The following is a 23,342-nucleotide window of genomic DNA, read 5'->3' as shown; positions in this document are numbered from 1 at the left end:
GCGCTTAATTTAAATTATTGAAAGGCTGCTTTGGTTATTTTCTATAAAGCTTTGATAGTGTATAATGTGCTGTCTGAGGTTCAGGCAGTACTAACAAAGTGTAATAGCGATCGCGCCTCATATCCTTCGCTCCTGACAGGTAATATAAATTATATTTTTGTGAAAACTACAAGGATTGTATCTGTGGGTTTATTCTAGAAACTACACGGTACAGCGCAAATTTGTATGTACCATAAAAATCTGTATTGCCGTACTTTTATGGAAAATCAACTAGGATTAATTCTAAAACTGCTTTTACTCTCGGCTTTGTTATCGGTATTGATTAAGTATGCAGGGCCAAGTCTACCAATTACGGCGACAGCAAGCAACGCGCTGATTATAGTATTCTTGCCGATTGCGATCGTAGCGATCGCTCTACTATGGCGATTTCAAGCACAAAAACAAAATTAACTCAAGAGTTTTACGCACAAGTTCCTAAAATCAGCTAACCTAGCTTAATTACAAAAAAATTCCATCTCGCCAACCGTTGGGAGTTAGCCTGTGAACTTGGGTCAATGGATCGGCTTAATCGCCATACTTCTTTGTTTATACATCCTGTGGCAAATTCGGGAAGTGCTTTTGTTGATGTTTGCCGCAGTTGTGTTAGCCACCACCTTAAATCGTCTAGCGAAACGCTTCCAAAGCTTTGGGATGAAGCGCGGATTCGCCGTACTCCTAGCAGTAGCTATCTTTTTCGCAGGTGTCGTGGGTTTTTTCTGGCTAATTGTGCCGCCATTTGCCCAGCAGTTTCAAGAACTAACATATCAAGTTCCTAAAGGGTTTGGACGCTTTAATAGTTGGCTTGATGCCCTGAGAACTCGTATTCCTGACCAGTTAGTTCCTTATATCCCAGATATCAATAGCCTCATTCAACAAGTACAGCCCTTCGCCAATCGGTTACTGGGAAACTCCTTTGCTTTTGTATCTGGCTCTTTAGAAGTCGTCCTCAAGATTTTGCTAGTGTTGGTTTTAACAGGAATGATGTTAGCCGACCCCGTGGCTTACCGCAAAGTATTTGTGCGGCTTTTCCCTTCATTTTATCGACGGCGGGTAGATGGGATTTTAGATAAATGTGAAGTCTCTTTGGAGGGATGGATTACAGGCGCTTTCATTGCCATCTTTGTAGTGGGGGTGATGAGTCTGATTGGCTTATCAATTTTGCATGTCAAGGCAGCACTTGCTTTAGCGGTTTTAGCGGGATTTTTTAACTTGATTCCCAATTTGGGGCCAACAATGAGTGTAATCCCAGCAATGGCGATCGCTTTCTTGGATGAACCTTGGAAAGCGATCGCTGTCTTGATTCTCTACTTTATTATTCAACAGATTGAGAGTAATTTCATCACGCCTGTTGTCATGGCGCATCAAGTCTCATTACTGCCAGCCATAACCTTAATTGCCCAGCTATTTTTCGTCACGTTCTTTGGCTTTTTAGGATTATTCCTAGCACTACCTTTAACTGTTGTCGCTAAGATTTGGTTACAAGAGGTGTTAATTAAAGATGTTTTAGATGAATGGGGAAATAATCATAAAAAAGAGACTGAGTTTGTGATAGTTTCTGAATCTCCTAGAACAGATGATAATTGGACGGCAGAAAATCCAGATATAAATGAGAATCCCTCGATTGATGATGATATCTTGAAAAAACAAGATTAGTCACTCGACTTTTAATGCGGCAATACGACTAGGTTAAGGTTTGTTGATAAAAATTTTCGATCAAAAAAATGCTATAAATCGCCGTCAAGACGAAAGACTATTTATTGTAGAGACGGCGATTCATCGCGTCTCTTGCGTTAACCGAAGATAGTAACAATAATCTCTGGAAAGCAAAAAAACTCAATGACACGAGTTATATGAAGTCTTACAAATTTTGAAGCTATTGGGATAATGAGTGCTGGAATGAAAAAACAATAAGATTCCCAGCTTCTTAAAAAAGTTGGGAATCTCATACTTTTGAGTCAGTCTGAAGAAGTCATCTTTGAAAGAATAGCCATGAGTATGGACACAATTAGCTAATCAGCTATTGTTTCTTCTGGTTTGTTACCTCTGCTTCTGCTTTGTTTGACTCATTAGATGAAGCTGATTCTGTCTTCTCTGATTGCGTCTCACTAGTTTGTTGCAATTGGTTGAGATGAATATTGTTCACTTGAACAATAAAATATTCTAATGCCTGACTTGCCTTTTGTTGCTGTTGGGTTTCGTCAGATACATCATAACAACGATAAGGCGGAGTCACGCCCAATATAAATTTCTCTTGTTCCGCTTCTAATAATTCAACGGCTGTATTGGCAGCAAGCGAATTCTTCTGAAAAGGAAAAGAGGTAACTATACTAGCAACTATAGAAGCAATAGCTGGACAAAGCACAGGTAGCCACTTCAGCCAAGCTTGTCCTGCTTCTAATTTGTCTACCAGAACTAAAATCGGTGTGACTCCTGATAAAATCACTGTCGCAATTTGCAAACTATAGTAAAGGTTCTTTGATAAACCCCTAATTTTTTTATAATCGTCAATCAAGTCTTGGCTGTATTGTAAAGCCTTCCCTCTTGTCAGAGTCAGTGTATCTTTATCCCAGGAATTAGGATTGGTCAATAAATAACTATAGAGTTCAGCTTTTTTGGTAAGTTCAGATTTATAAGCGGCTTGCTTATAGTTCTGATATACTTGTCTGTTGATAAGCAATAAAAAAAACAAAAAAGTTAGAGATACTGCTCCAGAAATTACAACTGTTTTATCATCTGAAAGAAAAATAATAAAAAGTCCAGCAGAGACAAAAGCTGCAAGTAATAAATACTCTATTACCTTCAGGTTAAATAACTTTTTTTCATCTGATGAAGAGGATAAATTTTCAATCCTATCGGAAATCTTACTTTGGTTTCTTTGCTCAAGATTAGCTAATTCTGAAGTAGTCATTGCCTCTTACTCAATTCACTATCGGGTCAAATGTAGCAATAAAATCAATAGCAATAAGTAGAATTGCTTTGAGGAAGTAGAAGTCAGAATAAGTCCGCCAGAAAGCAACTTATTTTTACTTATACTTCGCTTCTGTTAACGCTCTAATTTCTACCTTCTCAAAACTTTCTAGTATCTGCTATGAACTCGCACTTTGCGATTGACTAGTTGGCTTATAATGCTTTACAAAAACCAGAAATGTTTCTTTCGGTTGACGTAAAATTATTTAAGTCCAGTAAGTCCACTTAATCCTAACCATACATACATTTGATTAATAATGCAAGGCTTCGTTTATGGTAACTTTACGTAGACTCAAAACTATTTTGGATACAGGCAGCTTGTTTGCCCCAAAAAATCTATCATTTTAATTTTGCAATACTTGAATTATTTTTTGGAATTTATCTTTATTCGGGGTAAGCTGTCGCGCAGAGATTGGCGATAACTATTTCGAGATGAAATTATCCAAGAGTCTCGATCGTCTGCGCTCACAAGGAGCAATGAAAATTTCTTTTCCCTACTCCCTAATTCCCATTTCCCACTCACCAAGAAGCGTAAGCACTGATAAGATGCGAACAATTGCAGAAATTAACGAGAAAATTAAGCGCCAACGTGCGGTGGTGTTGACAACTGAAGAATTAAAAGCACGAGTTGTAGAAATCGGTGTTACTAAAGCTGCTAAAGAAGTCGATGTAATTACCACTGGTACTTTTGAGCCGATGGAATCAAGTGGTGCAATTATCAATCTGGGACATACCGATCCCCCAATAAAAATTCGTCGTTGTTGGTTAGATGGCGTGCCAGCATACTCTGGTTTTGGGGCAGTAGATTTATATTTAGGTGCGAGTTGCGCTGTGGAGACGACGGACGGGGAAGAAGTGCGAGAACGTGGTGGCGGTCATGTAATCGAAGATTTGATCGCTGGTAAATCTATACACGTGAAAGCGCAAGGACAAGTAACAGATTGTTACCCCAGAGCAAATTTTGAAACTACAATTACTAGTGACACAATTAATCAGTTTTATTTATTTAATCCGCGCAATCTTTATCAAAATTTTATTGTTGGTGTCAATGGTGGCGATCGCCCCCTCTTCACCTATCTCGGCCCTTTACAACCGCGTCTGGGGAATGCTGTTTATTCTAACCCCGGTGCGATTTCTCCATTACTCAACGATCCAGATTTGCAACTCGTTGGTATAGGTACTCGAATTTTTTTAGGCGGCGGTATTGGCTATGTCGCTTGGGAAGGCACTCAGCACTTCCCCTTACAAAAGCGTTTAGCTAATCGTACACCGATTGGGCCTTCTGCCACTTTAGCTTTAATTGGTGATGCCAAGCAAATGGATGCTCATTGGGTGCGGGGGTGTTATTTCAAAAGTTATGGTCCCTCATTAATGTTAGGGGTTGGTGTACCACTACCTGTATTAAATGAACAAGTAATTGAACACTGCGCCGTCCAAGATCGAGACTTAGTAGCCCCAATAGTAGATTTTTCCATTCCCCGGCGTGTCCGTCCCACCTTTGGTTTAGTCAGTTACGCCCAACTCAAATCTGGGCGGATTACTATAGAGGGCAAAGCAGTACGCTCTGCCCCCTTAGCGAGTTTGTTTTTTTCTAGGCAAGTCGCTCTAGAGTTGAAAAAGTGGATCGAAGCAGGTACGTTTACCCTTACAGAACCAGTTTCTCCAATTCCGATGGAGCGATCTTTTCTACCCCAAGACCGTCGGACGGATTTTTGATTGGGGGGAGTGGGGAGTAAGAATTTTAGATTTTAGATTTTGGATTTTAGATTGGAATTTAATCCAAAATCTAAAATCCAAAATCTAAAATTGAATTGCCCCATACCCTACTCTTGAGTCGGTTTCGGTCGCTTGATGGGTTTAGGAGCGGGTGTTCTTGGTATAGGTTTTGACACCACTGAAGGGTCGCCGCCTGTACTTGTTTTCTTGATGGGACGAGGGGTTTCGCCAGTGCGTCTGGGGGGGAATGGTTTTCTACCACCAGCACCACCAATACCAGCACGAGGCCCACCTTTAAATGGTGGTTTGCGTTTTTTGGGCAAATCAGCGATCGCCTCGGCTTTTTCTACTATCAAAACGTCAGCTTCTCGCTTGGCTTGGAAATCCCAGAATTTGCCCACTGCTTTGGTGGTTAGCACACCCCTTAATTTCAACTTAAAATATTTGGGTTTGTCAGTTGATTTGCGTGGAGCTTGCCTAATTTTAACTACCAAGCTTTTAGCATCAAAAGATTGGTATACTACTTCACCACGAACAGAAAAACCACCATCTGCAACTTCTGATGAAGGTTTGGGGGCAGTTGTATTTAGTTCAGAATTCTCGGATAAGCCATCATCGAGTGTCTGTAATTGCAACTCCAAATCCGATTCGTCCTCATCTGTTGAGTTTTTAGCCAGATTTTCTGGTTCCCAAACTCCGACGATTTGGATGTGCAAGGTATCATTTTCTTGTCTAGTACGTGGATATACTACCCATAAGTGTTCTTTTTCTAAGTCTAGATGATTCTTGACTAAGCTCATAATTCGCCCTAGGAGGACGGCATTGAGTTCTACACCATCTGGAGTCAGCAGAGTACCTTGAGTAAATTGTTCGCTGCTAGCATGATAGCGACCCCGGACTAAGCCGATCGCTCGATACTGCATCGGTTCGCTGGGAGGCGGAATCGGTTGCTGGCGATTAATCAAGTTCCCATTTGAGTCAGTTTCACTGGGGTTGACAGGCAAATTGTCAACTTGTTTAGAGGACTGGGCTGCTATATGAACATTAGCGGCTGCCTCTACGTTAGTTGGGCCCTGGTTAGAGGCAGAAGAATTGGAAGATTCAGGCAACGGCATCAGGTCGGAATTCATAAAAACTCCTTGCGGCGGAGACACATCCCATTGTGGGATTTTACAAAGGCAGCTGGAAAGAGCATTTGTGCGACTGATGAAAGTATATTGGCTTTTCACAAAATCACACTAGGGTACTCTATACAATCCTAAAGGCGCTAAATTTAATGTATAAACACTAAATGTCTAATTTAGCGGCTTTACACTAGTTTCGGAAGCATATCATAGCTACAATTCTGACGGCTCCTCCTAAAGTCATCACTTACTTTAGCAGTGTGGATAGTTAATTGTTATAAAATTCACAGGCAATTGGCGGTATTCCGCAAAGTTTTGGAAATTTTTAACTTTACGATTTGTGTAAATGATAATGTCATTAAAATTTAGGAGAAAGACAAAACCGTGTCTCAACCGCGCAATCGTTGGATAGTTCAAGTCGTCTTAGCGGTGGCAATTCTTGCTTTTGTGGGTGTTTCGGTGATTCCCATAATTGGAGCATTTAATAATACGCCACCCTCAAGTCAAAATACCGCTAGCACCAGAGGCAGTTTGTCCTCCGCTGACCAAAAATCAAAACTGGAAGACGAAGCACGGGGTTATGAACAGGTTTTGCAACGAGAGCCAGAAAATCAGACTGCGCTTAAGGGTTTATTACAGGCGCGGCTGCAATTACTAAGTCAAAAAGATAAAAGTGAAGTTAAACCAGCTGATATCCAAGTTGTCATTGAACCTCTAGAAAAGCTAGCAAAGCTGAATCCCGAACAGTCAGAATATTCAGTGTTACTAGCTCAAGCCAAACAGCAAATTGGCGATCGCGAAGGAGCCGCTCAAGCTTATCGCTCGATTTTGTCCACGAAACCAGGCGATTTGAAGGCTTTGCAAGGAATGGTGGCTTTATTGATCAGTCAGCAACGACCCGAAGCAGCCATTGGTTTGTTGCAAGAAACCCTATCTAATGCAGCCCAAGCAAATACAATTCAGCCTGGAAGTGTAGATATAGTAGCCGTGCAGGTGCTGTTAGGTTCTGTTCATGCTTCCCAGAAACGCTATGCTCAAGCTAGCTCTGTATATGACCAGGCAATTAAGAAAGATCCCAAGGATTTTCGCCCCGTTGTGGCAAAAGCGATGCTCCTGAAACAACAGGGCAAAGACGCAGATGCAAAACCTTTATTTGATAGTGCCGCAGCTTTAGCACCTGCTAAGTACAGAGACGAAATTAAAAAGGCAGGAACGGTTTCTCCCATTCCTAAATCTGCGACCTCTCCCGCGCCTTCGGTGGGAAATAATCCCAAGTAATGGGCATTGGGGAAGAGGAGGCAGTGTTTCGACTACGCTCAACAACTAGGCAGAAGTTTTTGAATTTTGAATTTTGAATTGATTCCTCCCCTGCTTCTTCCCCTTACGCTCCTTCAATGGCAGCAACAACACCAAATACTAAAAACAGGCATCCGCCAATAAAGGTTAGTTGACGCTCAGAAATTCGTCCGGCAATCATTTTGCCGCCGATAACTGCGATCGCAGCACAAATGGAATGTCCTAAAATTGCACCTATTGTCACTCCAATGGGGTTATTACCTGCTGCTAGGGCAATAGTGGCAATTTGGGTGCGATCGCCCCACTCTGCCATAAATGTCAACGCAAAGGCTTCTATAACAATTGCTAAGGCAGTCTTTTGCTTTGGTAACTGCAAATCTGCTTGTTTCACCGCAGCTTGGGCTTCTTCTACAACTTCTGTATCACAACTAGCAGGGGACATCTTACTAGCGTCGTACAGCAGCTTGATACCAAAGGCTGTAAATAAAGCTATTTCGGCGTAATGAATATAAACTTTTGGTAACAAAGATACCACTTGTCCAAATAGCACCGAAAGGATTGTCATTGCGGCTAAAGCGGCTGTCACACCTGTAAATACTAGTCGCCGTGGGTGGTGCATTGCCAAAATCACAGCAATAAAAAATGTTTTATCGCCTAATTCTGAAACTGTAATTAGTAATAAAGCTGCGGTAAAAGCTGTTAACACTCTCTCAAGCTCCTGAAGATATCGTTTACCGATGTGAAGCTTGATGAGAACCAAAAGACCTCACCAAGTTTACACTTTTCGGTGTGAACTTAGTGAAGGTCTCGCTTTCAAATATTTATTATTTGCCATCTGAACCAGGCTCATCGCCAGTATGTTGATTCAGATGTACTGGCTTTTATGTTTTTTGCCAGCAGCTACTCCCCTTCTATGCGTTCATAATTATACATATTTTCCATGTATTAAGTCAATAGAGTAGCCAATATAGAAGTATAACTGTAGAGTGAAGCGGTACATACAGACCGATTCAGGGCTTAGGGATCTGCGGGTTAATAGTGTCGAAACTCGGTTTATTGGTACTTGATTTTCACGCAAGTCCCTTACTGAGGTAAAAACTCATCATCTGTGACTTCTGTTAGCTGGTATGGGCAGTTCAGAGGAAAGGATTCCATTGACAAGCCAGTTTCAGCTTTTGCTTGCTTAACCGCTTGTGTGTAACACTCAGCAAAAACTATCTCAAGATAGGATTTGAGACTAGGTGAATCATCTAGAGCTTCTTTGACACGTCTACGATGTTCAATTATGCTTCCTTCCCAGCTACCACTTCTTTTGTCGGGCTGAAATTGCCATTTGAGCAAATGCATCAGAATTACAATCAGATTACTCTTCAGACTCCGGCGCTCACTCCTTCCCATCTCGGCAATTTCTTCAATTAGGTTCTCCCACTCAACGTTTGCGTAATCCTGACTTTGCAATTTTTCTACAGTCGTTTCTATCCATTGCAAGTAATCAGTTTCATATAGGGTTTGGGAATGTGCCTTTAGGGAAGACATAGCAGTTTCCATCACAAATCTTTAGATAATATCTCACATATCTTTACAATTAACATCGGTGCGTTAAAGTCTAACGCACCCTACGGTCTAAAGTAATTGCCAATTGTCTACAACTTTACTAAAGTCAGAGGTGACGTAATAATCACCTCAAGCATTACTCACCTGCACAATAATGCCAATTCGTTCAAAAAAATGAATTTATGAATCATGCACAAGGGTAACGCCACCTCCTGTTCCGTCATGCAAGTCCAACCAATTTGGCACTTAGTTCCCATAAGCGATCGCCTTTGTCGTCATCACGAGCTTGAGGAGAGACTTTTTGTACAAAAGACTTGCCATCTTTCTTCTGGCGATTTCCCCAACTCCAATAAACACCAGATTGATTATACTCAGGATCGGCAACCACGGCAGCAACCCGTTCTCCCGCCAACTCCTGAGACACATATCCCCCAGTGATGTACTTCTGGAATAATGGAAAGATTTTCTGAAACAGGGGATAGTGGTTTCTAAATAGCGGCGTTTCTGCAACACATCCCGGATAGAGAGAATTGAAGATGATATTGGTTGACTTGTGATAGCGCTCGTGCAGTTCCCGCATAGTCAGCACGTTGCAAACCTTGCTATCTTTGTAAGCTTTAACTGGTTCAAATTTTTTGCCATCAATCATCGATATTGGCTCTTGAAACCCTTCTGCAAAGCCTTCCAAATCGCCCAAGTCGGGACGTGGTGGAATCTTTCCACCTAGTTCGTCTGGATTGTGCGTGACTGTTCCTAAAATTACCAGCCTTGGTTCTAAAGATGATTTCTTCAGATCCTCTATCATCAGGTTGCACAATAGGAAATGACCCAGATGATTGGTAGTGACAGTTAACTCGTAACCTTCTGGACTGCGTAACGGCTCTTTGATTAAGGGCATATAAATTGCAGCGTTGCACACCAAAGCGTCTAAAGACTTGCCAGTGGCTCGGAAGTTCTTCACAAATTGTCGAACACTTTCCAAAGAGCCAAGGTCAATATGTATGCTGGTATAACTGTTGTAGGGGATTTCCGCATCTTGAGCAGCTTTTTGTGCCTTCGCTAAATCCCGACAGGCCAACACCACATACCATCCTTTATCAGCAAGAGCTTTTGCAGCATACAAACCCACCCCCGAAGAGGCACCCGTAATTACAACCGTTGGCTTTTGATGTTGTTCCATTGTGTTCGCACTCCATTGACTGTCTCTAGGATCTCATACCAGTGAGCCATGATTGTCACCAGGTTTTTCAGGGCTGTATTTAGAGGATGTTTGAAAAGTTTTCTTCTCGGTAACAAAATGTTCTAGATCCCCCTAAATCCCCCTTAAAAAGGGGGACTTTTATTCCGATTCTCCCCTTTTTAAGGGGGGCTAGGGGGGATCAGTTAGTGCCTAAAATCACAGCCAATCACTTTTCAAACAGCCTCTTAGGCTGAACTAACGCCCTTCCATCACTCTCAGAAAACAATAATCGAAGCAGAAAACTGAAACTATGACTAAATCAAGGTTTGAGGCTTTATCTAATATAAATTCAAAAATGTAGCCAAAACCTGGAAAGTGAGGTTTCGTAAGTCTTGCAGCGATTGCTTTCTCCAAGAGTGATGGAAGAGCGCTAAGTAAGTGGGCGAGAAAATCCTCAAGTATTTTACGAAATGTAAATATAGCACATACTTTACAAATTCGTTATTTAACCGTTTTTACAAAACTAAATATAGATTGGTTTTATCGTGCTTACCGACTTAACCTCTATACAAAAAACCTTCAAAAAAGTAATTACAATAAGATTTTTAGTATAGTGATGAATGCCATATCAACTTTTTTTGTTTTCAAATATTTTTTTTTCAGATATATTTCAGATGTATATTATTACTAGGCTGAAAAGTATAAGGAAATTGCCTAGCTGTTTAACAATTTATATGCTGTGGATGAGCTTCTACAATCTGTAAAAAAAATTCTCCAAGATAAGCCTCTCGATTCAATTCAGTGGTTTGTGCTCTATCAATCGTGGTTAGGCAAAACTTACGGTGAAATGGCAGAGGTATCAGGCTACGGCAACAATTACATCAAGGAAGTTGGTTCTGAGTTGTGGCAAGACCTTTCTATAGCACTTGGAAAAAGAATAACGAAAAAAAATCTGCATTTAGCCTTGAATAAATACTTGCAAGACGAAATAGGTAATCAAGAAAATCAGAACCAACAAAACTTCGGTGCAGAATCTAGCTTAGAAATGGTTTCTCCAGACTTGTTTTCAGCAAGTAACATAGAATTTCCTAGCGGCCCTGTAGCATTAGATTCTCCTCTTTACATTAATCGCCCTTCCCTGGAAGAAGTTGTTTGTAACGAGATTTTACACCCTGGTTGCTTAATCCGGATCAAAGCACCTAAAAAGATGGGAAAAAGTTCCCTGCTCAATCGGATGATTGCTTATGCTAAAGAGCAAGATTATCAAATTGTCTCTTTAGACTTTCAAGAAGCTGACCAAGACGTTTTTGCTTCCCTTGATAAATTTTTGCGTTGGTTTTGTGTCAATGTCACTAGACAGTTAAATCTCCTTCCTTGTATAGATGATTTTTGGGATATGGAAATGGGCAGCAAGGTCAGCTGCAAAATCTATTTTGAAGCTTATTTATTGCAATATATTGATGATAGTCCTGTAGTTTTGGCTTTGAATGAAGTCCATCGGATTTTTGAACATCCCAATATTGCTCAAGACTTTCTACCAATGCTGCGATTTTGGCATGAACAAGCCAAGCAAGATCGGACTTGGCAAAAACTGCGGATGGTAGTGGTTCACACCACAGAAATTTATATTCCGCTTAAACTAAACCAATCGCCTTTCAATGTAGGGATAACAATTACACTGCCACCATTTACCCTCAAGCAGATACAGAATTTAGCATTACGGTACGGACTAGATTGGGCAGGAAACTCGGAAGGGGAAAAACGCCTTGCACCCCTACAATCAATGGTAGGGGGACATCCCTATCTGGTGAGCCTTGCATTTTATCATCTATATCAGGGGGAAATGACGCTAGAGGTGTTATTAAAAACCGCATCTGCACCAATGGGAATTTACGGACAGCATTTACGAGAACTGTTGACATTACTGCAAGAAGAACCAGCATTAATGTCAGCTATGGAACAGGTAATTACAACAGATGAAAAAGTAGAATTAGACGCGATCGCTGCTTACAAACTAGAAAGCATGGGCTTGGTTCAACTAAACGGCAATCAAGCTAGCGCCATGTGTGAGTTATATCGTATTTATTTTAGCCAACAGTTGGGAAAGCAAAATAGTGCTAATGCTTCTCGTGAATTTACCAGCTAGTTTTGAGTGTTTATAGTAAACACTAAAGTCCTGACTACGAAACTCATTAGTCATCTATATTCTCGGAATTTTCTCAACCTTCACAATACAAATTTCTGGATTGAGATATAGAAGTAATTTAAAATTAAAAATCAATTAAATAAATGAAAAATTATCGATATCAAGTTGGTGGTACTCTCACTAATGATGATCCTAGCTATGTCGAGCGCAGAGCGGATATGGAACTTTACGAAGCTTTGAAACAGGGTGAATTTTGCCAGATCCTAAGCTGTAGACAAATGGGTAAATCCTCACTCATGGTAAAAACAAAGCACCGCTTGCAAAAAGAGGGCTTTAAATGTGCCACCGTTGACATGACTAATATTGGTTGTGAAAATATAACTCCAGAGCAGTGGTATAAAGGAGTTGTCGGTGACTTATGGTTGAGTTTTAAACTGTTAGGAAAAGTTAATTTAAAAACCTGGTGGCAAGAACAAAACGATCTTTCTTTGGTTCAGAAAATCAGTCGGTTTATTTCGGAAGTTTTATTAGCTCAGTTTCCTAACGAAAGGCTATTTATTTTTATTGATGAAATTGATAGTATACTCAGCCTCAATTTCTCTGTTGATGACTTTTTTAACATGATTCGATTCTGTTATAACCAACGAGCAATTAATCCAGAGTATCATCGAATAACATTTGCAATTTTTGGGGTTGCGACACCTTCAGACTTATTTATATATGGTAATAATACTACCCCGTTTAATCTTGGTAAAACTATAGAAGTTAATGGTTTTACCTTTGAAGAAGCTCAAGCACTTTCTTTAGGACTAGATATTAAAGACAATCATCCTCAGAAAGTTCTGAAAGAAGTATTAGCTTGGACAGAAGGACAACCATTTCTTACTCAAAAGCTGTGTCGGCTACTTGTGAGTTTATCTCAAGACGATATGGGTAGAAAGCTGAAAATTCCCCCTGGCACAGAAAAATTTTGGATAGAAAATGTGGTGCGATCGCACGTCATTGAGAAATGGGAATCACAAGATGAACCGGAGCATTTGCGAACTATCCGCGATCGCATCCTCAGAAACGAAAAATTTGCTGCCAGATTGCTAGGAATTTATCAACAAATCCTCCAAGGATTGAAAGTACCAGCCGATGATAGTCGAGAACAGGTAGAACTTTTGCTATCTGGTTTGGTAATCAAAAAACAAGGTTTTCTCCAAATAAAAAATCGAATCTATGAAGAAATTTTCAATTTAGAATGGGTTGGGAAAAAACTAGCTTACTTGCGCCCCTACTACGAAAATTTCAATGCATGGATAGCCTCAGAGGAAAAAGATAAATCTCGCCTATTACGCGGACAAGCCTTGATAGATGGCCAAACTTGGGCAAATTGTAAAAGCTTGAGCAACTTAGATTATCGATTTTTAGCTGCTAGTGAAGAATTAGATCGGCGAGAAGTACAGCAAGCATTAGAGGCTGAACGTGCTCAAGAAGTCGAAGCACGACTTGCAGAACAACAAAAAAGGCTGGCTCAACAAAAGAAAAATGCCACTATTGTGGCACTTTTGCTCGTGGGTATGACTATCAAATTGGTGATTGCTATAGTGTGGGGAGTATCACTTTTACGAAAAATTGATGTTTTAGAATCACAGCTAAAATGTGCCGAGCCGACTACACCCCTTCAATTTGCTAACTGTCCAAAGTCAAAAGCTGCTAGGGAAACCTCAGAATAACGATCGTTAAAAAAACTCTCAATAACCCAAGTGCAGCCGATGTATAGGTTAGTTATCACGAGCAAATTTAAAACAGCTTTTTGAAAATTTACTTATCGTAATGCTGACTTACTTGTGACGATGTTTATTAGCTCAATACAAGTGCGATCGCTAATATTGTAGCGACAGTCTTTAAAGTCAAGCGTAGGCGTAGCCCGTCGTAGACATCGCTCATGTATAAAGGTTGATTTAGTGCAATAAGTTAATATGAGTTTGAGGAAGCTCAAAAAGCGATAAGGATAAGACTTTTAAGTTTTTTATATCTTACGAGTTCTGTTATCAACCCAAATAATTAAGAGGATCAAGCAATTGAGTAACCTAGATAGAGTTTTAGATGCTGCAATGGAGCTTACTTTAGAGCAGCAAGAAATGCTGGTACAAATTCTCAAAAACCGAATTATTGAAAGTCGGCGAGATGAAATTGCGTCAGATGCAGCAACTTCCATTGCTGAATTCCAAGCAGGTAGGCTCAAAGTCCAGACTGCTGCCGAAGCAATTCAAGAATTACGGGAATATCTCAATAACCCAAGTGCAGCCGACGTATAAGTTAGTTATCACGAGCAAATTTAAAAGAGCTTTCCGAAAATTTACTCGTCGTCATGCTGACTTACAGGCCAGAATAGAAGAAACTATTGCTGCTATGGAGTAATGACATATTTGCAGTCAACTTGGGCACTCACAAGCTAGAGGGAAAGCTCTCAGGGTTGCTTTCATGTTCTTGTGGATATGATTGTCGCGTTGTTTTCTCACTGAAAACCGATGACAATAGTGGGGAACAAGTTGTTCTTTTGCTAGACATTGGTACTCATGATGATGTTTATTAGCTCAATACAAGTGCGATCGCTAATATCGCTAATATTGTAGCGACAGTCTTTAAAGTCAAGCGTAGGCGTGGCCCGTCGTAGACATCGCTAATGATGATTGATTTAGTGCATTAGCGTTCGCGGAGTGTCTCGTAGAGAAGCTCACCGTAGGTATCGCCAACAGAAACGCAGGTCTAACCAACACTGCTGATGATGTGAGTTAAAATCCTGATATCTTCAATTACTACTCACGCAGACAGTCCCCGAAAAAGCGATCGCTATGCTTCAGTATCCCCATCTCGAACAAGCGCTAAAATATCACTTTGGTTATGACCAATTCCGCCCCGGACAACGGCAAATTATCGAAGATGCGCTGCAAAATCGAGATTTAATGGTTGTGATGCCAACTGGTGGGGGTAAATCTCTATGTTTTCAGCTACCAGCATTGTTGAAAAATGGACTAACTGTGGTAGTGTCGCCGTTAATTGCTTTGATGCAAGACCAAGTAGAAGCACTGCGAAATAATAATATTAATGCGACATTTCTCAATAGCAGTTTGAACGCTTACCAAGTGCGATCGCGGGAAGAAGCTATCCTCAGTGGTAAAGTAAAATTACTATACGTTGCCCCGGAACGTCTCCTCAGTGAAAGGTTTCTCCCATTTATCGATTTAGTTAAAGAAAAAATCGGTATTTCTAGCTTTGCGATTGATGAAGCGCACTGTGTTTCGGAATGGGGACACGATTTTCGTCCAGAATATCGCCAGTTAAAATCTCTGCGGAAACGTTATCCTGATGTGCCTACAGTCGCTCTCACCGCCACAGCAACCGATCGCGTCCGTAGTGATATTATTCAACAACTAGGTCTAAAGCAACCAAGCATTCATCTTGCCAGTTTTAACCGTGAAAATCTTTATTACGAAGTTCGTCCTAAAACTAAATATGCTTACGCTGAATTATTAGAACTAATTCGAGAAACTGAAGGTTCGACAATTATTTATTCTTTAACTCGTAAAAAAGTTGATGAACTCACTTTTAAACTCCAAAATGATAAGGTTGGTGTTCTGCCTTATCACGCCGGATTAACTGATGAGGAACGTAGTAGTAATCAAACGCGATTTATTCGAGATGATGTCCGGGTGATGGTGGCAACAGTTGCCTTTGGGATGGGAATTAATAAACCCGATGTGCGGCTGGTAGTTCACTTTGATATGCCCAGAAATATAGAAGGTTATTATCAAGAATCGGGTCGAGCCGGTAGAGATGGAGAACCATCCCGGTGTACAATCTTTTTCAGCTTTGGTGATGTTAAAACAATTGAATGGAGTATCGATCAAAAAACCGATCCTCAAGAACAGTTGATTGCCAAACAACAACTGCGGCAAATGATCGATTACGCTGAAGGTACTGATTGTCGGCGAACGATTCAACTAGGTTATTTTGGCGAAAGGTTTCCTGGGAATTGCGGTAATTGTGACAATTGTCGTCATCCCAAACCTATGCAAGATTGGACAATTGAAGCTATGAAGTTTTTATCTTGTGTGGCGCGTTGTAAAGAAAGATTTGGGATGCTGCACATAATTGATGTGTTGCGGGGGGCAAAAAAAGACAAAATTATCCAGTACGAACACGATAAACTTTCTACTTATGGTATTGGTAAAGATAGAACTGTAGATGAATGGCGAATGTTGGGGCGATCGCTCTTACATCAAGGGTTAATAGAGCAAACTAGTGATGGTTACTCAGTTTTAAAACTAAATGCCCACAGTTGGGAAGTAATGCGAAAACAGCGTACAGTTTCGCTAGCTGTAACTATAGTCCAAAAGATTACCTGGGAACCGGAGAGTGAAAAAGCAGAAGTTGCAGAAATATTATTACAGAAGTTGCGATCGCTACGTAAACAATTAGCTGATGAGCAATCTGTACCACCTTACGTGATCTTCCACGACTCCACTTTAAAATTGATGGTACAGGTGCAACCCCAAAACTTAACTGAATTTGCCAAGCTTTCTGGTGTAGGTAGTCACAAACTCGCTCAATATGGCGAAAAGTTTATTACAGAAATTCGCGCCTATCGCCAAGAAAAGGGTTTGCAAAATAAATCTGTCACTTCCGCTTCTGTATCATCTTCTAACTCATCTTCTTATACAGAATTACAGACATTACAATTACATCAACAAGGTTTAAATATTGCTCAAATTGCCCAAAAACGCAATCTTAGTCCAGCAACAGTTAGCAGTCATCTAGAAAAACTAATTGAAAAAAATCAGCCAGTTGATTTAAATCAATTAGTACCTTTAGAACATCAGCAAAAAATTTGGCAAGTTTTAGAAGTACTCGGTGACATTTCCCTCACTCCCATCAAAGAACAACTAGGTGAAAGCTACACTTTTGATGAAATTCGTTTAGTGCGGTGTAAGTGGCGGCGTGAAAATCGCAAGAGATAATTTGCTGACGACAAATAATACAAAAAAATATTTTTTTTGTTATGAATGACAATCAAGAAAATAACGAGAGAGATAAATCAAAGCTCTTAAATATGCCAGAATAAATACACTACTTTAACTTTATATATTTGCTTTTTTGTGTTTCGCTTATTGCATTTGGAGTCAAGTTAATATCTGCACCGGAGAAGATTACAACTTTCTCTTGTGAGCGAACACCAAAACACATCAATTGTCAGTTGACTATTCGAGATTGGTGGGAGCCCTCTGTAAAAATCTATTCTGAATTAGATTTGTGGATGGGCGTAGAAGTTAAGGCAATTAATGATGATGGAGACAAACGATATTATGTCAGTCCTGTTATTAAGGATGGGGAAGACTATCGCATTTCTCAACCCACCTTTTGGCAATCAACAGCACAAAAACTTACTGACAAAATTAATGCCTTTCTAAACGATTCTCAACAGCAATTTCTGACGCTCACTCAAGATAACTCTAACCCTCTCATACTGGTTGGCTGGTTTTGCCTTTTATTTGCTGCATTTTGTTTAAGTCTGACTATTTACTCATATATTTATTTTTTGAAAAACTAGATAAGGAAGCTAAACTTAAATCTTATGAGTAAAATACAAGAGCAAGATTAAAGGAGTTAGGCGATGAGTCAGATGCTTAATACAGGAGTACGCTGGACAATTCATGATGTTGAACTCATGGCAGAAAATGAAGGGACACGCTACGAGATAGTTGATGGAGAATTATTCATGACCAGGGCACATCACTTTAAACATCAGCAAACCTGTGGCAAGATTTTCCGACAACTTGATGTTTGGTCAGATTCTACTGGTTTAGGAGAAGCTGTAATCAATCCCGGCGTTTTGTTTTCGGAATCAGATAATGTGATTCCTGATGTAGTTTGGGCAACAAAGGAAACCTTAGCACTAACATTGGATGAAGAGGGACATTTAACTGGGGCACCAGATTTAGTAGTCGAAGTCTTGTCTGAAAGCAAGTCAGACGAAAGACGGGATAAGGAAGCTAAACTTAAACTTTATTCTTCCAGAGGAGTAAAAGAATATTGGATTGCGGATTGGCGATCGCGTAAACTAGAGGTCTATCGGCGCGAACAAAGTCAACTTAACTTGGTAGCAACCTTATTTAGTAAGGATAATATAATTTCTCTACTATTGCCTGGTTTTAGCTGTACTGTAGACCAGTTTTTTCCTGTATAAATTTTAGGTTGAATGGAAAAACAACTTTCATTCTTTTCCCAAAACAAAATGTGTATAATTTATTGTTCAGATATCGCCTTGCACCAATAACTAAGTTTTCTCCTCATCGAGGCGATATCTATAGATCATCAGTTTACATTAAGAAAAACTGGGAATTTCAGAGCTAGAATCTTGTGATGTCATAGCAGACTTTGAAGACTCAGTGTTTCGGTTGTTGACAGGCAGAATTACAGATAGCAGCTTAGGCAGTGCTAGACAGGCAACAGCATTTAATATCGTCAGAAATATACCATCTATCAAACTCATGTATTAATCTTCTCCGTTTGAAAATTGGTGGTGACTATATTTATTAGTTTGAAGCAAATTCAGTAGAATTGCGTAAAAACAGAATTTAGATTTCTTTTAGAGAATATAAGCTCAATATATATATTTTTATAAAAACAGAATTCAGGAGTTAGGTGGTCGCCGAGCGCAGTTGTACCCCTCCGGGGAAGCAAGCTACGCGCAGCATCTCCGGCAGGAGAGGTGAGCCAGAATTCAGTTGGGTATTTTGAAAAAAAGAGCGGATAGCGTAGCGCTAGCGAGTATTTTTGAGTCGCGTCTTGATTCTGAATCCTGTTAGCGCAGCGGGGTGTAAGCGCATTCTGAATTATGACTTCTTTTTCAAGTCTTCTGACTCCCTGCTCTGATATATGCTGTAGGGTCAAACCCCCTATTCACCAGATATATCCTCACAGAAGTCAGGGATCTGAGTCTCTAGGTAGAGAGCAAATTAAAATTGCCATATCTATGAAATTAAAGCTAGAGAAAATCTCATTTTTATCTATCAAAAGTATGAGATACGGACATAAAAATTTCCTATATCTAAAGAAACTAAATATTTGTATTTAATCTAAAAGTATACTTCTGGCAGAGGATGTAAAAAAATATTAGACATAATAAATTAAAATCAATATTAATCAAAGTTCCTAAACAATTCAGGCAAGTGTGCTATACACGAGCTTGGAACAGACTAAAACTTTGTTAAAATCAGCAACACACAAACTATGAACTCTACCACCGAAAAACGTATCGCCTTGATTTCCGTCCACGGAGACCCAGCGATTGAAATAGGGAAAGAAGAAGCTGGGGGACAAAATGTTTATGTGCGCCACGTGGGTGAAGCACTAGCACAGCTAGGATGGCAAGTTGATATGTTTACCCGCAAAGTGAGTCTGGAGCAAGATTCGATTGTTAAACATAGCGACAACTGTCAAACTATTCGTTTAAAAGCTGGCCCCCTTGAGTTTGTGCCGCGAGATGAAATTTTTGAATATCTGCAAGAATTTGTGGATAATCTCCTCCAATTTCAAGTGGAAAATGAGATTACATACCAATTGGTTCACACTAACTATTGGCTCTCTAGTTGGGTGGGGATGGAGTTAAAGGAAATCCAAAAGAGTAAACAGGTTCACACCTACCACTCCTTAGGAGCAGTCAAGTACAACACTATAGAAGATATTCCTTTGATTGCTAGTCAGCGATTAGCCGTGGAAAAAGATGTGTTGGAAAAAGCAGAGCGAATTGTAGCCACAAGTCCGCAAGAACAGGAACACATGCGATCGCTAGTTTCCACAAAAGGTAATATCGACATCATTCCCTGTGGTACAGATATTCAGCGATTTGGTTCGATTGCACGAGAAGCAGCCAGAGCGGAATTGGGAATTGACAAAGAAGCCAAAGTCGTATTGTATGTAGGGCGTTTTGACCAACGCAAAGGTATAGAAACCTTGGTGCGGGCCGTAAACGAGTCTGAGCTACGCGACTCCAACAATCTCCAGCTAATTATTGGTGGTGGTAGTACTCCAGGTAACAGTGACGGCATTGAGCGCGATCGCATTGAGCAAATCGTCAACGAATTGGGCATGAGCGACTTTACCATCTTTGCTGGTCGTCTAAGTCAAGATATTTTACCAACCTATTACGCAGCTGCCGATGTTTGCGTTGTTCCCAGTCACTACGAACCCTTTGGACTAGTGGCGATCGAAGCGATGGCAAGCGGTACACCAGTTGTAGTTAGTGATGTCGGCGGACTTCAGTTTACTGTAGTTAATGAAGAAACTGGTTTATTGGCTCCACCGCAAGATGTAGATGCTTTTGCATCTGCCATAGACCGAATTCTCTTAAATCCAGAATGGCGAGATGAATTGGGTAAAGCCGGTAGAAAGCGCGTCGAAAATAAATTTAGCTGGGATGGTGTAGCAAATCAACTGAGTGAACTTTACACCCAACTGTTGCAACCACAGCCAGTAGCGCCAACAGCAAAAGAACTAGTGCAGTCAACATCCGAATTAGTGCAGTCAACAGCAAAAGAACTCATGGAATCAACAGTCGAATTAGTGCAATCAACAGCAAAACAGCCAGTTTTGATTGCTAAATAATTCTCTTGGGTAATAGATAATGGTGAGTGAGTAACTAGGATAATATTTTGGGTTTAACAAAACAGAATTCAGGAGTCAGAAGCCAGAATACTCTTTCAGAGAAGCAAGCTACAGAATTGAATTCTGTGAGACTGGTGGATAGCGGAGCTTTAACTAGTTCGGTAGTGTCTGAATAAACGGGTTTAAGTTCCGCATGAGAGTGATTATGACCGGAGGCGGAGTGTCTCCGGCTCCGCTCCTGAATTATGAATTCTCGCCTGAGCTTGGAAAACTCAACACCAAAAACAAACTGTATAAAAAACTAACTTATTACTTAAACGCAGAAGCTTATCTTATGATAATTTCTGCGTTTTTTGATTCGCAGCTATCACCAAACCAAGTAACCGCTATGATAGTTGAGGTCTGTTATGCTTTAACTAAACAAAAATAAAAGCATAGCGATCGCTACCATTTGAATGTTAACAAGTAATCGCTTTGCAACCAGTTGACTTTACCACTCTCACAGCTGCTTGTAGCGAAATCCGCGCTAACTGGCTACCATCACGCTTAGAACAGGTTTACCAGCGCGATCGCTACACGATTGCGATGGCATTACGCACGCTGCAACAGCGAGATTGGCTACAGATTTCTTGGCATCCCCAAGCTGCACATATTTGTATTGGCGATCCGCCACCGCGATCGCCAGATACCTTTACCTTTAGCCAACAATTAATACACCAATTGGGTGGTTTGGCACTGGTGGCGATTGAAGCGATCGCTCCTTGGGAGCGTGTGATTGATTTACAATTTGCCCGTCGTCCCGGAGAAAGCGCCCTATATCATGTCTATGCAGAAATCATGGGCAAGTATAGCAACGTCATTCTCACCGACGCTAACAATATAATTATCACCGCCGCCCATCAAGTCAGTCAGCAACAATCGAGTGTCCGTCCCATCCAAACCGGACAGCCTTATGAAACACCACCGAAACTGACTGGAACTGTCCCCAGTTTGAGCGAATCTCAAGAACGTTGGCAAGAACGGGTAAGTTTAGTACCAGGAGCAATCAAGCGGCAATTGCTCAAAAGTTATAGTGGTTTGAGTGCAGCACTACTGGAGTTAATGCTGCTAGAAGCAAATATTGCACCAGAAACATCCACCGATACTCTCAACCCCGACGACTGGCGACGGCTGTTTGAGCGTTGGCAACAATGGCTGCAAGCCCTAGATTCCAAAGAATTTCAACCCGCTTGGACAAAAGATGGTTACACCGTAATGGGTTGGGGTGCAGTTGAAAAGGTCAAAAATATCCAGGAGTTGCTCAACCGCTATTACAGTAACCAAATTGACCAACAGTTATTTTCCCAATTGCGCCATCAATTGAGTCAGAAATTGCATAATATTCTGGCGAAATTACGCAATAAAGCTCAAACCTTTCAGACGCGCTTGCAGCAATCAGATCGAGCGGATGATTATCGGCAAAAAGCTGATTTATTGATGGCTCACCTGCAAAACTGGGAACCGGGGATGAAAGAAATTATCCTGGCTGATTTTGAGACAAATTTGCCAATTGCGATCGCACTCCAGCCAGATAAAAACGCTGTCCAAAATGCCCAAAGTCTTTACAAACAGCACCAAAAGCTCAAACGCGCTCGTGCTGCTGTGGAACCGCTACTATTGGAAGTGCAGACAGAAATTGAGTATTTAGAACAAGTAGAAGCTGCGATCGGTCAAATAGACACCTACCAAACAGCAGAAGATTTACGAGCTTTAGAAGAAATCCGCGAAGAGTTGATTGGCCAAAAGTATCTGGAAGATCCAGAATACCGCAGCCGCAGTGCAAACGAACCCCCCAGTACCAACTTTCATCGTTACCTTACCCCCGGCGGCTTTGAAGTATTAATAGGTCGCAACAATCGCCAGAATGACCAATTAACCTTTCGTGTAGCAGGGGATTATGACTTATGGTTCCACGCTCAAGAAATTCCAGGAAGTCATGTGTTACTACGTCTAGAACCGGGTGCTGTTGCCGAAGAAGCTGATTTGCAATTTGTAGCTAATCTTGCCGCTTACTACAGTCGTGCCCGTCAGAGTGAGCAAGTGCCAGTAGTTTACACTCAGCCAAAACACGTCTACAAACCTAAAGGAGCAAAACCGGGAATTGCTATTTACAAGCAGGAAACTATACTTTGGGGAAAACCACAATTAACAATTCAAAATTCCAAATGACACTCTCTACTTCAGCAAAACCTAAATCAGTTATTTTCGGTTTTCTCTGCTTGCTTTTTTCTCCGGGTGCAAATTGATTAAATAAATCAGCTTTGAGTTGCCCGTAGATATAGCAGTTTCTTTTTCTTGGTTATGCGCGTACTTTTTCTAAATGGGAATTTACTGTGCCTTCAAGATGATGTATTTTTGGATTTTGAGCATATATAACAGCTTGCTCAAGTTGCTTACTGCCCAAAGAGAATATACCATAACCTTCTTGCCAAGCAAATTTTTCTGATGTAGGGCAAAGATTGTGGTTGAAATGGTGAGAACTACTTCCTTTAATTTTTTTTTACAAACTCTGCGATCGCGATTGTTGGCGGGATAGATACAGCATTTACGGCTGTTATGAGGTACAGTAGCAGCAACTAGCAAACCAGTTTCTTAAATGTTGAGGATTTATTAAATTGAGTGCAACTGA

At 40.7% G+C, this 23,342-nt stretch carries 17 protein-coding genes and 2 pseudogenes; 12 read left to right on the top strand and 7 right to left on the bottom strand.

The window, feature by feature from the left end; genetic code table 11:
- Positions 1–258 precede the first annotated feature (258 nt).
- Together V7K44_RS15770 and V7K44_RS15765 are read left to right on the top strand one after the other, a co-directional pair.
- Positions 259–450 carry a hypothetical protein gene (locus V7K44_RS15770; protein WP_334932919.1) on the top strand — a complete coding sequence of 64 codons (192 nt, stop codon included), beginning with the start codon at positions 259–261 and terminating at the stop codon, positions 448–450.
- A gap of 90 nt (positions 451–540) precedes the next feature.
- Positions 541–1,692, top strand: a complete 1,152-nt coding sequence (locus V7K44_RS15765) for an AI-2E family transporter (RefSeq protein WP_334932894.1) — start codon at positions 541–543, stop codon at positions 1,690–1,692.
- A 364-nt stretch (positions 1,693–2,056) separates the two neighbouring features.
- On the opposite strand, the gene V7K44_RS15760 is transcribed toward V7K44_RS15765, so the two are convergent.
- Positions 2,057–2,947, bottom strand: a complete 891-nt coding sequence (locus V7K44_RS15760; RefSeq protein WP_334932893.1) for a DUF4231 domain-containing protein — start codon at positions 2,945–2,947, stop codon at positions 2,057–2,059.
- 605 nt (positions 2,948–3,552) lie between these two features.
- On the opposite strand from V7K44_RS15760, the gene V7K44_RS15755 reads away from it, so the two are divergent.
- On the top strand, positions 3,553–4,722 hold the full coding sequence (locus tag V7K44_RS15755; RefSeq protein ID WP_334932918.1) for a homocysteine biosynthesis protein: 1,170 nt from the start codon (positions 3,553–3,555) through the stop codon (positions 4,720–4,722).
- A 107-nt stretch (positions 4,723–4,829) separates the two neighbouring features.
- Here the strand turns inward: V7K44_RS15755 and V7K44_RS15750 are convergent, their stop codons facing one another.
- Entirely contained in the window at positions 4,830–5,852 is a 1,023-nt protein-coding gene (locus V7K44_RS15750; protein ID WP_334932892.1) for a hypothetical protein, read from the bottom strand.
- Between the two features lie 378 nt (positions 5,853–6,230).
- Between V7K44_RS15750 and V7K44_RS15745 the strand changes: the two genes are divergently transcribed.
- Positions 6,231–7,124, top strand: a complete 894-nt coding sequence (locus V7K44_RS15745) for a tetratricopeptide repeat protein (RefSeq protein ID WP_334932891.1) — start codon at positions 6,231–6,233, stop codon at positions 7,122–7,124.
- A gap of 103 nt (positions 7,125–7,227) precedes the next feature.
- Here the strand turns inward: V7K44_RS15745 and V7K44_RS15740 are convergent, their stop codons facing one another.
- The 3 genes from V7K44_RS15740 to V7K44_RS15730 all read right to left on the bottom strand — a co-directional run bounded on the left by V7K44_RS15740 (position 7,228) and on the right by V7K44_RS15730 (position 9,876).
- On the bottom strand, positions 7,228–7,848 hold the full coding sequence (locus V7K44_RS15740; RefSeq protein WP_334932917.1) for a TMEM165/GDT1 family protein: 621 nt from the start codon (positions 7,846–7,848) through the stop codon (positions 7,228–7,230).
- Positions 7,849–8,225: 377 nt separating this feature from the next.
- On the bottom strand, positions 8,226–8,678 hold the full coding sequence (locus V7K44_RS15735) for a DUF29 domain-containing protein (protein ID WP_334932890.1): 453 nt from the start codon (positions 8,676–8,678) through the stop codon (positions 8,226–8,228).
- A gap of 238 nt (positions 8,679–8,916) precedes the next feature.
- Positions 8,917–9,876, bottom strand: a complete 960-nt coding sequence (locus V7K44_RS15730; protein WP_334932889.1) for a protochlorophyllide reductase — start codon at positions 9,874–9,876, stop codon at positions 8,917–8,919.
- Positions 9,877–10,615: 739 nt separating this feature from the next.
- Here V7K44_RS15730 and V7K44_RS15725 point away from each other — a divergent pair.
- The 6 genes from V7K44_RS15725 (at position 10,616) to V7K44_RS15700 (ending at position 18,254) form a co-directional block, all read left to right on the top strand.
- Positions 10,616–12,022 carry an AAA-like domain-containing protein gene (locus V7K44_RS15725; protein ID WP_334932888.1) on the top strand — a complete coding sequence of 469 codons (1,407 nt, stop codon included), beginning with the start codon at positions 10,616–10,618 and terminating at the stop codon, positions 12,020–12,022.
- A gap of 143 nt (positions 12,023–12,165) precedes the next feature.
- Positions 12,166–13,740 (top strand): AAA-like domain-containing protein, encoded by a 1,575-nt coding sequence (locus V7K44_RS15720; protein WP_334932887.1) that lies wholly within the window; start codon positions 12,166–12,168, stop codon positions 13,738–13,740.
- A gap of 348 nt (positions 13,741–14,088) precedes the next feature.
- Positions 14,089–14,325: a hypothetical protein gene (locus tag V7K44_RS15715; RefSeq protein WP_334932886.1), complete on the top strand. Its 237-nt coding sequence runs from the start codon at positions 14,089–14,091 to the stop codon at positions 14,323–14,325.
- Positions 14,326–14,862: 537 nt separating this feature from the next.
- Complete coding sequence (gene recQ / locus V7K44_RS15710) at positions 14,863–17,028, top strand: DNA helicase RecQ (protein WP_334932885.1); 2,166 nt, start codon at positions 14,863–14,865, stop codon at positions 17,026–17,028.
- A gap of 296 nt (positions 17,029–17,324) precedes the next feature.
- Positions 17,325–17,618, top strand: coding sequence for a hypothetical protein (locus V7K44_RS15705; RefSeq protein ID WP_334932884.1), 294 nt, complete (start codon positions 17,325–17,327; stop codon positions 17,616–17,618).
- 63 nt (positions 17,619–17,681) lie between these two features.
- Positions 17,682–18,254 carry a Uma2 family endonuclease gene (locus tag V7K44_RS15700; protein WP_334932883.1) on the top strand — a complete coding sequence of 191 codons (573 nt, stop codon included), beginning with the start codon at positions 17,682–17,684 and terminating at the stop codon, positions 18,252–18,254.
- Positions 18,255–18,392: 138 nt separating this feature from the next.
- Here V7K44_RS15700 and V7K44_RS15695 read toward each other — a convergent pair whose 3' ends face one another.
- A complete protein-coding gene (locus V7K44_RS15695; RefSeq protein WP_334932882.1) occupies positions 18,393–18,560 on the bottom strand; it encodes a hypothetical protein in 168 nt (55 codons plus the stop codon).
- A gap of 740 nt (positions 18,561–19,300) precedes the next feature.
- On the opposite strand from V7K44_RS15695, the pseudogene V7K44_RS15690 reads away from it, so the two are divergent.
- Positions 19,301–20,536, top strand: a pseudogene (locus tag V7K44_RS15690) (glycosyltransferase family 4 protein); the annotation flags it as partial.
- Positions 20,537–21,148: 612 nt separating this feature from the next.
- Positions 21,149–22,882 (top strand): Rqc2 family fibronectin-binding protein, encoded by a 1,734-nt coding sequence (locus tag V7K44_RS15685; RefSeq protein ID WP_334932881.1) that lies wholly within the window; start codon positions 21,149–21,151, stop codon positions 22,880–22,882.
- 130 nt (positions 22,883–23,012) lie between these two features.
- On the opposite strand, the pseudogene V7K44_RS15680 reads toward V7K44_RS15685, so the two are convergent.
- Positions 23,013–23,253, bottom strand: a pseudogene (locus tag V7K44_RS15680) (transposase); the annotation flags it as partial.
- Between the last annotated feature and the right edge of the window lie 89 nt (positions 23,254–23,342).

Source organism: Nostoc sp., assembly GCF_036917235.1.
Taxonomy (GTDB): domain Bacteria; phylum Cyanobacteriota; class Cyanobacteriia; order Cyanobacteriales; family Nostocaceae; genus Nostoc.
This window is presented reverse-complemented; position numbering and strand designations above follow the sequence as displayed.

Excerpts from the sequence above, each read along its gene's own strand:
- V7K44_RS15770 (WP_334932919.1), top strand. The coding sequence starts at position 259 with ATGGAAAATCAACTAGGATTAATTCTAAAACTGCTTTTACTCTCGGCT.
- V7K44_RS15760 (WP_334932893.1), bottom strand. The coding sequence starts at position 2,947 with ATGACTACTTCAGAATTAGCTAATCTTGAGCAAAGAAACCAAAGTAAG.
- V7K44_RS15755 (WP_334932918.1), top strand. The coding sequence starts at position 3,553 with ATGCGAACAATTGCAGAAATTAACGAGAAAATTAAGCGCCAACGTGCG.
- V7K44_RS15750 (WP_334932892.1), bottom strand. The coding sequence starts at position 5,852 with ATGAATTCCGACCTGATGCCGTTGCCTGAATCTTCCAATTCTTCTGCC.
- V7K44_RS15735 (WP_334932890.1), bottom strand. The coding sequence starts at position 8,678 with ATGTCTTCCCTAAAGGCACATTCCCAAACCCTATATGAAACTGATTAC.
- V7K44_RS15730 (WP_334932889.1), bottom strand. The coding sequence starts at position 9,876 with ATGGAACAACATCAAAAGCCAACGGTTGTAATTACGGGTGCCTCTTCG.
- V7K44_RS15720 (WP_334932887.1), top strand. The coding sequence starts at position 12,166 with ATGAAAAATTATCGATATCAAGTTGGTGGTACTCTCACTAATGATGAT.
- recQ (WP_334932885.1), top strand. The coding sequence starts at position 14,863 with ATGCTTCAGTATCCCCATCTCGAACAAGCGCTAAAATATCACTTTGGT.
- V7K44_RS15705 (WP_334932884.1), top strand. The coding sequence starts at position 17,325 with ATGGGCGTAGAAGTTAAGGCAATTAATGATGATGGAGACAAACGATAT.
- V7K44_RS15700 (WP_334932883.1), top strand. The coding sequence starts at position 17,682 with ATGAGTCAGATGCTTAATACAGGAGTACGCTGGACAATTCATGATGTT.
- V7K44_RS15695 (WP_334932882.1), bottom strand. The coding sequence starts at position 18,560 with ATGAGTTTGATAGATGGTATATTTCTGACGATATTAAATGCTGTTGCC.